At 60.7% G+C, this 12264-nt stretch carries 11 protein-coding genes; all 11 read left to right on the top strand.

The window, feature by feature from the left end:
* The first annotated feature begins 131 nt into the window (after positions 1-131).
* The 11 genes from mdh (at position 132) to lpdA (ending at position 12213) form a co-directional block, all read left to right on the top strand.
* Positions 132-1094 (top strand): malate dehydrogenase, encoded by a 963-nt coding sequence (gene mdh, locus ACR0K1_RS11365; protein WP_480614207.1) that lies wholly within the window; start codon positions 132-134, stop codon positions 1092-1094.
* A gap of 309 nt (positions 1095-1403) precedes the next feature.
* Positions 1404-2597 (top strand): ADP-forming succinate--CoA ligase subunit beta, encoded by a 1194-nt coding sequence (gene sucC / locus ACR0K1_RS11360; RefSeq protein WP_480614205.1) that lies wholly within the window; start codon positions 1404-1406, stop codon positions 2595-2597.
* An 80-nt stretch (positions 2598-2677) separates the two neighbouring features.
* A complete protein-coding gene (locus ACR0K1_RS11355; RefSeq protein ID WP_480850649.1) occupies positions 2678-3211 on the top strand; it encodes a hypothetical protein in 534 nt (177 codons plus the stop codon).
* Positions 3211-3732 (top strand): hypothetical protein, encoded by a 522-nt coding sequence (locus tag ACR0K1_RS11350; protein ID WP_480614201.1) that lies wholly within the window; start codon positions 3211-3213, stop codon positions 3730-3732. The genes ACR0K1_RS11355 and ACR0K1_RS11350 overlap by 1 nt, the downstream gene beginning before the upstream one ends.
* 20 nt (positions 3733-3752) lie before the next feature.
* Positions 3753-4634: a succinate--CoA ligase subunit alpha gene (gene sucD, locus ACR0K1_RS11345; RefSeq protein ID WP_170544616.1), complete on the top strand. Its 882-nt coding sequence runs from the start codon at positions 3753-3755 to the stop codon at positions 4632-4634.
* Between the two features lie 187 nt (positions 4635-4821).
* Entirely contained in the window at positions 4822-5445 is a 624-nt protein-coding gene (locus ACR0K1_RS11340) for a hypothetical protein (protein ID WP_480850647.1), read from the top strand.
* Positions 5446-5454: 9 nt separating this feature from the next.
* Complete coding sequence (locus ACR0K1_RS11335) at positions 5455-5997, top strand: DUF805 domain-containing protein (protein WP_480614197.1); 543 nt, start codon at positions 5455-5457, stop codon at positions 5995-5997.
* Complete coding sequence (locus ACR0K1_RS11330) at positions 5994-8951, top strand: 2-oxoglutarate dehydrogenase E1 component (RefSeq protein WP_480614195.1); 2958 nt, start codon at positions 5994-5996, stop codon at positions 8949-8951. The genes ACR0K1_RS11335 and ACR0K1_RS11330 overlap by 4 nt, the downstream gene beginning before the upstream one ends.
* A gap of 2 nt (positions 8952-8953) precedes the next feature.
* Complete coding sequence (odhB, locus tag ACR0K1_RS11325; RefSeq protein WP_480614193.1) at positions 8954-10480, top strand: 2-oxoglutarate dehydrogenase complex dihydrolipoyllysine-residue succinyltransferase; 1527 nt, start codon at positions 8954-8956, stop codon at positions 10478-10480.
* A gap of 2 nt (positions 10481-10482) precedes the next feature.
* Positions 10483-10752: a hypothetical protein gene (locus ACR0K1_RS11320; RefSeq protein WP_480614191.1), complete on the top strand. Its 270-nt coding sequence runs from the start codon at positions 10483-10485 to the stop codon at positions 10750-10752.
* Between the two features lie 72 nt (positions 10753-10824).
* Positions 10825-12213, top strand: coding sequence for a dihydrolipoyl dehydrogenase (gene lpdA / locus ACR0K1_RS11315; protein ID WP_480614189.1), 1389 nt, complete (start codon positions 10825-10827; stop codon positions 12211-12213).
* Positions 12214-12264 lie beyond the last annotated feature (51 nt).

The raw sequence follows: 12264 nt of genomic DNA, 5'->3' as shown, positions 1-12264 counted from the left end.
GGCGGTTTAGCGCAATCAGCGCGGGTCGCGCAAACGGTATGCGGTTGTATGCCACGCCGCAGCAGGCTTGCGCGGCGCCCGATTTACGACTAGCAAAACCGCGATTTCAAAACCCATCGGAGATATTCCAAATGGCCAGACCCAAGATCGCGCTGATCGGCGCAGGTCAGATCGGCGGCACGCTCGCCCACCTCGCAGCAATGAAAGAACTTGGTGACGTTGTCCTGTTCGACATCGCCGAAGGCACCCCGGAAGGCAAGGCGCTGGACATTGCGGAATCCGGTCCGTCAGAGGGCTTTGACGCCAAGCTGAAGGGCACCCAGTCCTATGAGGATATCGCCGGGGCCGATGTCTGCATCGTGACCGCCGGTGTGCCGCGCAAACCGGGCATGAGCCGCGACGACCTGCTGGGCATCAACCTGAAGGTCATGAAATCGGTCGGCGAAGGCATCGCCGCCAACGCACCCGACGCCTTTGTCATCTGCATTACCAACCCGCTGGACGCGATGGTCTGGGCCCTGCGCGAATTCTCGGGTCTGCCGCACAACAAGGTCTGCGGCATGGCGGGCGTTCTGGACTCGGGCCGTTTTGCGCATTTCCTGTCGGAAGAGTTCAACGTCTCGATGCGCGATGTCACCGCCTTTGTTCTGGGCGGCCATGGCGACACGATGGTACCGTCGGTGCGCTATTCGACCGTTGCAGGCATCCCGCTGCCAGATCTGGTCGAGATGGGCTGGACCACGCAGGAGAAACTGGACGCCATCGTTCAGCGCACCCGCGACGGCGGTGCCGAGATCGTCGGTCTGCTGAAAACCGGTTCTGCCTTTTATGCGCCTGCCACTTCGGCGATCGAAATGGCCGAGGCTTATCTGAAAGACCAGAAGCGCGTTCTGCCCTGCGCCGCCTATTGCGATGGAGAGCTGGGGGTTGAGGGCATGTATGTCGGTGTCCCCACTGTCATCGGCGCTGGCGGTGTCGAGCGGGTCGTCAACATCAAGCTGAACGAAGAAGAGCAGGCCGGTTTCGACAACTCGGTCAACGCTGTCAAAGGCCTGATCGAGGCGTGCAAGGGCATCGACAGCTCGCTGGGCTGAGGCACTCAGTCATGGATTTTCAAACCGGCCCAAACCTGGGCCGGTTTTCTTTTGCGGCCACCGGATCGGGTCACAAATGTTGGCGCAAACGTCGCAAACGCCTTTATTGAATGTGTTTTCCGGCAGGGCCAGCCAGAGCACGAATCATTTCAAGCACTGCATTTTCTTTTGTGATCACACCCAAAAAACCTGTGATCACAAATATGGAAAATCTTCGCGAAAAACCTCTTCCCTGTCAAAAAACCCTTTAAACTTGATCCTTAGACACGCCTATAACGGATCAATCGTAGTCAGACGGGACATATTTCGATGAACATTCACGAATATCAGGCCAAAGCGCTTCTTCGCAGCTATGGCGCTCCGGTCTCCGACGGCCGCGCCGTGTTGCGCGCCGAGGAAGCCAAAACCGCAGCCGGTGAACTGGACGGGCCCCTGTGGGTCGTCAAGGCGCAAATCCACGCAGGTGGGCGCGGCAAGGGGTCGTTCAAGGAAAGCGATGCCGGTGAAAAGGGCGGTGTCCGTCTGACCAAATCGGTGGAAGAAGCCGCCGAGGAAGCCAAGAAGATGCTGGGCCGCACGCTGGTCACCCATCAGACCGGCCCGGCGGGCAAGCAGGTCAACCGCATCTATATCGAGGCCGGTTCGGGCATCGAGACCGAGATGTATCTGGCCCTGCTGGTGGATCGCCAGACCAGCCGGATTTCCTTTGTCTGCTCGACCGAAGGCGGCATGGATATCGAAGAGGTGGCCGCCGCCACGCCCGAGAAAATCCTGTCCTTCTCGGTGGACCCCGCCACCGGCTATCAGCCCTATCACGGCCGCCGCATCGCCTTTTCGCTGGGTCTGCAGGGTGCGCAGGTCAAGCAATGCGTCAAGCTGATGAACCAGCTCTACAACGCCTTCGTCGAGAAGGATATGGAGATGCTGGAAATCAACCCGCTGATCGTATCGGACAGCGGCGACTTGAAAGTGCTGGACGCCAAGGTCGGCTTTGACGGCAACGCGGTCTACCGCCACCCCGATATCGCCGAACTGCGCGACACGACCGAGGAAGACCCCAAGGAACTGGAAGCCAGCAAATACGACCTCAACTACATCGCGCTGGATGGTGAGATCGGCTGTATGGTGAACGGCGCCGGTCTGGCGATGGCGACGATGGACATCATCAAGCTCTATGGGGCCGAGCCCGCCAACTTCCTCGACGTGGGCGGCGGCGCCACCAAAGAGAAAGTGACCGAGGCGTTCAAGATCATCACCTCGGACCCCAACGTCAAAGGCATTCTGGTCAACATCTTCGGCGGCATCATGCGCTGTGACGTCATCGCCGAGGGCGTCGTCGCCGCTGTGAAAGAGGTCGGCCTGCAGGTTCCGCTGGTCGTGCGTCTGGAAGGTACCAATGTCGAGAAGGGCAAAGAGATCATCAACACCTCGGGCCTGGACGTGATCGCAGCGGACAACCTGAAAGACGGTGCGGAGAAGATCGTGAAGGCGGTTAAGGGATGATCTCGCCCGGAATTCCAGGCGACCGAGAGTGCAGTCGTTACAAGGCGTCGCGCCTGACGTCTTGGGCGTTCGCAATCGGAATGGGTTTCACCATTTCACTGCCACACCCGGCAAACGCACAATCAGTCGCCCAGAATTTCGTTGTCGAAGAATGGAGCCGTTTTCTGCAGGAATGCGGCCCCTATTTTGCGCTAACTCGGGTGGAGTACAAAAAGCTGATCGATACGATCAGCCAGACGTATCAGACGACCGACGACGGTAGCCTTCTGCACTGGGTGTATGAAGACCCGGCTTTGTCTCTGTGGAAAGCGGTTCAAATAACCTACGGTCCTTCAGGGTATCAAATCGACTGCGAGATGAATCAATTCCGATCTCCTCCAACCAATCCGGGAGAGATTGGCGTCGCTTTGACGGCCATGGTGGAACAAACACCCGAACTTAACATGGTTGGTGGCAAACAGGTCGAAAAGTCAGGTGGAAACACGCTGAGCGAAAACGGTGTCCACTATTCGGTCTTCGGAGCGCTCCCCGGATTGCCCTATCCGATCGATATCAACGTCACGGACGAAGTGTTCAGCTTCTACACTGCCGCATTCATTCCAGAGACCGAGTGATGATACGGTTGGCACTCATATCTCTTCTGGCTCTGGCACAACCCGTCCTCGCGCAGCAAAACGACCCCATGCGCGATGCGGCGCGGGCCAATGTTCTGGGCCTGACCTACTGGTGCGTCGAGGTGATGTTTCGCAGGGCCAGCGCGGCGCAGGCTTTTCCCGCCGCCGGTTTCACTTATCGCGTGGTCGACCGCGGGGTGAATCAATCCGGCCTTCGTCGGGGCCAGTCGCACTACTTTGACGCCCCTGCGAATACCGCCCATGCCGAGGTTGACGCGACGAACCGGCCTGCGGGGCTGTGCACGGTCTACACCCGGCTGCTGAACCAGCCCGAGGTCGAAGCGACCGTGGGCAGCACGCTCCGTCAGTACTATCCAACAGTTGAACAGCGCGGTCCGGGAAGCTGGTCCGTCCGCTCAGGCGGCAGTCTGCCGCTGCTCATCGATATCTACACCATTGGCAATAATCACCGATATGAATCACCGGGCACAGTTCAGGTCTCGATGACCTATCCCGGCTAGCAGGAAAGAAGGAATTCCAGATGGCAGTCCTCATCGACGAAAATACCAAAGTGATCTGTCAGGGCTTTACCGGCTCGCAGGGCACATTTCACAGCGAACAGGCCATCGCCTATGGCACCAAGATGGTCGGCGGCGTGACCCCCGGCAAAGGCGGGATGACCCATCTTGACCTGCCCGTGTTCAACTCGGTCCACGAGGCCAAGCATGTGACCGAAGCCAACGCCAGCGTGATCTATGTTCCGCCGCCCTTCGCGGCGGACTCGATCCTCGAAGCAATCGATGCCGAGATGGAGGTGATCGTCTGCATCACCGAAGGCATCCCGGTTCTGGACATGATGAAGGTGAAGCGCGCGCTGGAAGGCTCGAACTCGCGCCTGATCGGCCCGAACTGCCCCGGTGTTATCACGCCCGATGCCTGCAAGATCGGCATCATGCCCGGCCATATCCACAAACGCGGCTCGGTCGGTGTTGTGTCCCGTTCGGGCACGCTGACCTATGAGGCCGTCAAGCAGACCACCGATGTGGGTCTGGGCCAGTCCACCTGCGTCGGCATCGGCGGCGACCCGATCAAAGGGACCGAGCATATCGACGTGCTGGAATGGTTCCTGGCCGATGACGAGACCCACTCGATCATCATGATCGGTGAGATCGGTGGCTCAGCCGAAGAAGAAGCCGCGCAGTTCCTGGCGGATGAGGCCAAGAAGGGCCGCAAGAAGCCGACCGCCGGCTTCATCGCAGGCCGCACCGCCCCTCCGGGCCGCCGCATGGGCCACGCGGGCGCGATTGTCGCTGGCGGTAAGGGCGGTGCCGAGGACAAGATCGAAGCCATGCGCAGTGCCGGTATCGTCGTGGCCGAAAGCCCGGCGCAGCTGGGTGAGGCTGTGCTGGAAGCGATTGGGTAAGATGTTCAAGGACCGGGACATAGCTCTGAGGGCAGCGCCCGGCCGCGGGTGGGCGCAAAGCGCCCGCCCATGGGGGCGGCCGGGCGCTGCCCGGCGGTGCCGCCGGACGGGTGCAGTATTCGTCGCGCTAAGTACTCTGTACAGCTCCGTATATGCATCCGGTGAACCGGAAACCGTCCGCGATGTATTGAGCCTGTGTTCTGACCTCGGAAACAACGTTGCGGCGGTTGATGACGAGTTGAAAAATCTCGGCTGGCAGGCTGGTGATGCACCGCAAACGAGTTTGAACGTGCTGTTCTGGTCGTTGTTTGCGCGGGACTTCACTGTCTTTGGCGATGAAGCCCTCGAGCTAATGGCAAATAGCGACGACCTTGGCACGCAGCTTGGTTATTTGATTGTAAATGCTGACTTCATGGCCGCCTCAATTCTGGGCAACTCTGCGCTGCCTCCGAACCAGCCCGCATATAGCAAAGGCGAGTACCAACTGGCAGTTCTCGGCGTAAGCCTAGGTAATGGTAATTGTATCATGGCGGGACCCAGCACCATCCTTGACGCCGTAACACAGTTCGACAGTTTTGCAGAAAAATGGCCCGAGGACATGCCAAAGAGTAATCGGGACGGCGTGACAGCCTTGTTTGGAACGGCGGGCAACGCAAAGATCTTTGCCGCCAATATGGACGAACCGACACTCAGAACGCTCTATTCGTCGACGACAATCGAGCTCCCCGAATCCAGAAGAACATTCGATCCGCAAATCTTCGATGCTCTGCCACCGGCAGTCATCAGTATCTCTCCCACTAAGCCTCAGTGAGGTATCCCCATGACCTTCTCTGACGCCATCCGCACCTGTTTCTCGAAATTCTTCACCTTCTCAGGGAGAGCCTCGCGGCCGGAATACTGGTTCTTTTTCCTGTTCATCGTGATCTGGAACATCATCGCCGGGATCATCGATGCGCAGTTCTTTACGCAGGTCTCTGAGACGCAAACCGATGAGGTCAAGTCCGTCACCGCCACGTCCCGCCAACCGGTGCAAAGCATCGTGACCCTAATCGTGTTCATCCCGCATCTGGCCGTCGCGTGGCGGCGGATGCATGATACCGGGCGCAGCGGGCTTTACGCCTTGCTGCCGATCCTGCTGATCGTCGGGGCCGCTGCCGTGCTGGTCTTTGGCATCGGCCTTGCGTCCAGCTTCCAGCATGGCGGCAGTTTGGACATTCTGTTCACCCGTGCCACTCTGCTCATTGTCATTCCGACACTGCTTGTCTTGTTTGTGTCGCCCCTCCTGGTTCTGTGGTGGCTTGCCCGCCCCAGCCAGCCAGGCACCAACCAATACGGTCCCAACCCATATGAGGTAGCCCAATGACCGAACACTCGCCCAACTCTGCCTTTCATGCCTCAAGCTTCATGCAGGGGCACAATGCCGAATATCTGGAACAGCTTTATGCCCAATACACGCGGGATCCGGGCGCGGTCGATGCCGCCTGGGGTGAGTTCTTCCGGGCCATGGGCGACGCCGTGCCGGATATCCAGCGCGAGGCGGACGGGCCATCCTGGGCGCGCACCGACTGGCCGCCAATGCCGGCAGATGATCTGACCGGCGCGCTGACCGGCGAATGGGCCGAGATCGACGCCAAGGCGGCAGGCAAGAAGATCAAGGAAAAGGCCGTGGATACCGGCGTGAAGGTCAGCGAAGACCAGATCAAGCGCGCTGTGCTTGACAGTCTGCGGGCGCTCATGCTGATCCGGGCCTATCGCATCCGGGGCCATCTGGCCGCCAATCTGGACCCGCTGGGCATGCGCGCGGCCAGCACCAGCCCCGAGTTGGACCCCAGAACCTACGGGTTCACCGATGCCGACATGGATCGCCCGATCTTCATCGACAACGTGCTGGGGCTGCAGGTCGCCAGCATGCGGCAGATCGTCGAGATCGTGAAACGGACCTATTGCGGCACCTTTGCGCTGCAATACATGCATATCTCGGACCCGGAACAGGCCGCCTGGCTGAAGGAACGGATCGAAGGTTACGGCAAGGAAATCGCCTTTACCAAGGAAGGCCGCAAAGCGATCCTGAACAAGATGGTCGAGGCCGAGGGATTCGAGAAATTCCTGCATGTCAAATACATGGGCACCAAGCGCTTCGGTCTGGACGGCGGCGAAAGCCTGATCCCGGCGATGGAGCAGATCATCAAGCGCGGCGGCGCTTTGGGGATCAGGGATATCGTGATCGGCATGCCGCACCGGGGGCGTCTGAACATCCTCGCCAACGTGATGCGCAAGCCTTACCGCGCCATCTTCAACGAGTTTCAGGGCGGCAGCTTCAAGCCCGAGGATGTGGATGGCTCAGGCGATGTGAAGTATCACCTGGGCGCGTCCAGTGACCGCGAGTTCGACGGCAACGCGGTCCACCTGTCGCTGACCGCGAACCCCAGCCACCTCGAGGCGGTGAACCCGGTCGTGCTGGGCAAGGTCCGCGCCAAGCAGGATCAGTTGAAGGATGATGACCGCACTGCCGTGATGGGCATCCTGCTGCATGGCGACGCGGCGTTTGCCGGTCAGGGCGTTGTGGCCGAAGGCTTCGGCCTGTCCGGCCTGCGCGGCCACAAGACCGGCGGCACCATGCATATCGTGGTCAACAACCAGATCGGCTTTACCACCGCGCCGCATTTCAGCCGCTCAAGCCCCTATCCCACCGATATCGCGCTGATGGTCGAAGCGCCGATCTTCCACGTCAACGGCGACGACCCCGAGGCGGTGGTCCACGCCGCCAAGGTGGCGACCGAGTTCCGCCAGAAGTTCCACAAGGACGTGGTCATCGACATCTTCTGCTATCGCCGGTTTGGCCATAACGAGGGCGATGAGCCCATGTTCACCAACCCGATCATGTACAAGAAGATCAAGACCCATAAGACCACGCTGAGCCTCTATACCGAGCGGCTGGTCAAGGACGGTCTGATCCCCGAGGGCGAAATCGAAGACATGAAAGCCGCCTTCCAGGCCCATCTGAACGATGAGTTCGAGGCCGGGAAGGACTTCAAGCCCAACAAGGCCGACTGGCTGGACGGGCGCTGGTCGCACATGGACAAGAGCAAAGAGGAATATGTGCGCGGCGAAACCGCCATCTCGCCGGATACCATGGCCGAGGTCGGCAACGCCCTGACCCATGCGCCCGACGACATCGCGGTGCACAAGACGGTGGCCCGCCTGCTGGACCACAAGAAGCAGATGTTCGACTCCGGCAAAGGCTTCGACTGGGCAACGGGTGAGGCGCTGGCCTTTGGCTCGCTGCTGACCGAGGGCTATCCGGTGCGCCTGTCCGGTCAGGACGCAACGCGCGGGACATTCTCGCAGCGCCACTCGGGGTTTGTGCATCAGGACACCGAGGATCGCTACTACCCGCTGAACAACATCCGCAAGGGCCAGTCGAAATACGAAGTGATCGACTCGATGCTGTCGGAATATGCGGTGCTGGGGTTCGAATATGGCTACTCGCTGGCGGAACCAAACGCCCTGACCCTGTGGGAGGCGCAGTTCGGCGATTTTGCCAATGGCGCGCAGATCATGTTCGACCAGTTCATCAGCTCGGGCGAAAGCAAATGGCTGCGCATGTCCGGTCTGGTCTGCCTGCTGCCGCACGGGTTCGAAGGGCAGGGCCCGGAACACTCATCCGCGCGGCTGGAACGGTTCCTGCAGATGTGCGGTCAGGACAACTGGATCGTGGCGAACTGCACGACGCCTGCGAACTATTTCCACATCCTGCGCCGCCAGTTGCACCGCACCTTCCGCAAGCCGCTGATCCTGGTGACGCCGAAATCGCTGTTGCGGCACAAGCTGGCGGTCAGCACGGCGGATCAGTTCACCACCGGCTCCAGCTTCCACCGGGTGCTGTGGGATGACGCGCAGCACGGAAACTCGGACACCAAACTGGTCAAGGACGACAAGATCAAGCGGGTCGTCCTGTGCTCGGGCAAGGTCTATTACGACCTGCTGGAAGAACGCGACGCGCGCGGGATTGATGACGTCTACCTGATGCGAATCGAGCAATACTACCCCTTCCCCGCGCATTCGCTGATCAACGAGCTTGAGCGCTTCAAAGGGGCCGAGATTGTCTGGTGTCAGGAAGAGCCCAAGAACCAGGGGGCCTGGACCTTTATCGAGCCGAATATCGAATGGGTCCTGACCCGCATCAAGGCCAAACACACAAGGCCCGTTTATGTCGGCCGCGCCACCTCGGCCTCGCCCGCGACGGGTCTGGCCAGCCAACACAAAGCCCAACAAGAAGCGCTGGTGAACGAAGCGCTGAGCATTGAAGGAAAGTAATGATGTCCATTGAAGTTCGTGTTCCCACGCTGGGCGAATCCGTCACCGAAGCCACGGTTGCAACCTGGTTCAAGAAACCCGGTGACGCCGTGGCAGTGGATGAAATGCTCTGTGAGTTGGAGACTGACAAGGTCACGGTCGAGGTTCCCTCTCCGGCGGCTGGCGTGATGGGTGAGATCGTGGCCGCCGAAGGTGAGACAGTTGGCGTCGACGCGCTGCTGGCGACCATCGCGGCAGGCGAAGGCGCAGCCCCCGCGCCCGCAGCGGCCCCAGCCCCTGCGGCGGCTCCGGCGGCATCCGGCGGCAGCGTTGACGTGATGGTCCCAACGCTGGGCGAATCCGTCACCGAAGCCACCGTTTCCACATGGTTCAAACAGGTCGGCGATGCCGTCGCGCAGGACGAGATGCTGTGTGAGTTGGAAACCGACAAGGTCTCGGTCGAGGTTCCTTCCCCGGCAGCGGGAGTTCTGGCCGAGATCGTCGCCCCGGAAGGCGCAACCGTGGAGGCAACGGCCAAGCTGGCGGTGATATCCGGTTCGGCGGCAGGTGCGGCAGCAGCGCCGGCGGCAGCCCCTGCGGCGGCTCCGGCAGCAGCCACAAGCGGCAAGGATATCGCAAATGCGCCCTCGGCTGATAAGGCAATGGCCGAGGCAGGTTTGTCCGCCGATCAGGTCACCGGCACAGGCCGCGATGGCCGCATCATGAAAGAAGACGTGGCGAATGCCGTTGCGGCAGCGGCTTCTGCCGCACCTGTTTCTTCTGGGCCTGCGGCGGCTGCGCCCGCCCCCGCTGCCCAAACCCCACGCGCACCTGTTGCCGCCGAGGATGCCTCGCGCGAGGAACGCGTGCGCATGACCCGTCTGCGCCAGACCATCGCCAAGCGCCTGAAGGATGCGCAGAACACCGCCGCGATCCTGACCACCTTCAACGAGGTGGACATGACCGAGGTGATGGCCCTGCGCAACCAGTACAAGGACCAGTTCGAGAAGAAGCATGGCGTGCGTCTGGGCTTCATGTCCTTCTTCACCAAAGCCTGCTGCCACGCGCTGAAAGAGGTTCCCGAAGTCAATGCCGAGATCGACGGCACCGACATCGTCTACAAGAATTTCGTCCATATGGGCGTGGCCGCCGGTACGCCTCAGGGTCTGGTGGTGCCGGTGATCCGCGATGCGGATTCGATGTCCTTCGCCGCCATCGAAAAAGCCATTGCCGAGAAAGGCAAACGCGCCCGCGACGGCAAGCTGTCGATGGCAGAAATGCAAGGCGGCACCTTCACCATTTCGAACGGCGGCGTCTATGGCTCGCTGATGTCCTCGCCGATTCTGAACCCGCCGCAATCGGGCATTCTGGGCATGCACAAGATTCAGGACCGCCCGATGGTCATCAATGGTGAGATCAAGATCCGCCCAATGATGTATCTGGCGCTGTCCTATGACCACCGGATCGTCGACGGCAAAGGCGCGGTGACGTTCCTTGTCCGCGTGAAAGAGGCGCTGGAAGACCCGCGCCGCCTGCTGATGGATTTGTAATCATGGCGACTCATGTACTCTGGCAGGCCGATGTGGCCGATTTCGACGCCTGGCTGAAAGTGTTCCGCGAGGACCAACCGATGCGCAAGGCCGCGGGCATCCGCGACCTGCATGTGTGGCGCGACCCCGATCAGCGCGACCATGCGATTGCGATGTTCGAGGTTGTCGATCTGGATAAGGCCCGGGCCTTTTTCGGCTCCGAGGAGCTGGCGATGCACCACGAACGCGGCGGCATCGCCCATATCTCGATCAAGCTGCTGGAGCCGGTTTGACAAAACATATTCCTGACCTGCCAAATCGGGTCGGGGAAGCGCCGGGTCACCCGGTCGATTTAGGAGAATGTAATGGCAAACTATGACGTCATCGTAATCGGCGCCGGACCCGGCGGCTATGTCTGCGCGATCCGCTGCGCTCAACTGGGTCTGAAGACCGCCGTGGTCGAAGGGCGCGAGACGCTGGGCGGCACCTGCCTGAACGTGGGCTGCATCCCGTCCAAGGCGCTGCTGCACGCCAGCCATCAGTTGCACGAGGCCGAGCATAACTTTGCCAAGATGGGCCTGAAGGGCAAAAGCCCTTCGGTCGATTGGAAGCAGATGCAGGCCTACAAGGACGAGGTCATTGAGGGCAACACCAAGGGCATCGAGTTCCTGTTCAAGAAGAACAAGATCGACTGGCTGAAAGGCTGGGGCTCGATCCCCGCCGCCGGTCAGGTCAAGGTGGGCGATGAGGTGCACGAGGCCAAGAACATCATCATCGCATCGGGGTCCGAGCCGTCGGCGCTGCCGGGCGTGACCGTGGATGAAAAGGTCGTTGTGACCTCGACCGGCGCGCTGTCACTGGGCAAGATCCCGAAGAAGATGGTGGTGATCGGCGCCGGGGTAATCGGGCTGGAACTTGGCTCGGTCTACAGCCGTTTGGGGGCCGAGGTGACGGTGATCGAATTCCTCAAGGAAATCACGCCGGGCATGGACCCCGAGGTGCAGAAAACCTTCCAGCGCATCCTGAAGAAACAGGGCCTGAGCTTTGTCATGGGCGCGGCGGTGCAAAAGACTGAAGCCACCAAGACCAAGGCCAAGGTCACCTACAAGCTGCTCAAGGACGACAGCGAGCATGTGATCGACGCTGATACGGTACTGGTCGCCACCGGTCGCAAACCGTATTCCAATGGTCTGGGGCTCGAAGCACTGGGGGTCGAGATGACCCCGCGCGGCCAGATCAAGGTCGGGGCAGACTGGCAGACCAATGTGCCAGGCATCTATGCCATCGGCGACGTGACCGAAGGCCCGATGCTGGCCCACAAGGCCGAAGACGAAGGCATGGCCGCCGCCGAACAGGTCGCAGGCAAGCATGGCCATGTGAACTACGGCGTTATCCCCGGCGTGATATACACCTGGCCCGAAGTCGCAAATGTCGGCGAAACCGAGGCCACGCTGAAGGAACAGGGCCGCGCCTATAAAGTCGGCAAATTCATGTTCATGGGCAATGGCCGCGCCAAGGCGAATTTCGCAGCCGACGGTTTTGTTAAAGTCCTGGCTGACAAGGAAACCGACCGCATCCTCGGCGCCCACATCATCGGCCCCGCCGCTGGCGACCTGATCCACGAGGTCTGCGTTGCGATGGAATTCGGTGCCTCAGCCGAGGATCTGGCCCTGACCTGCCACGCCCACCCGACCTATTCCGAAGCCGTGCGCGAAGCGGCGCTTGCTTGCGGCGACGGTCCGATCCACTCGTAAACCTGCAACGGTTGAGAGTTCGGGATGCGAGGCTCTGCCTCGCGCTCCGGG

The organism is Ruegeria sp. F5 (assembly GCF_056533845.1).
Note: the sequence above shows the minus strand (reverse complement) of the source record. Positions and strands in the feature narration are given on the sequence as shown.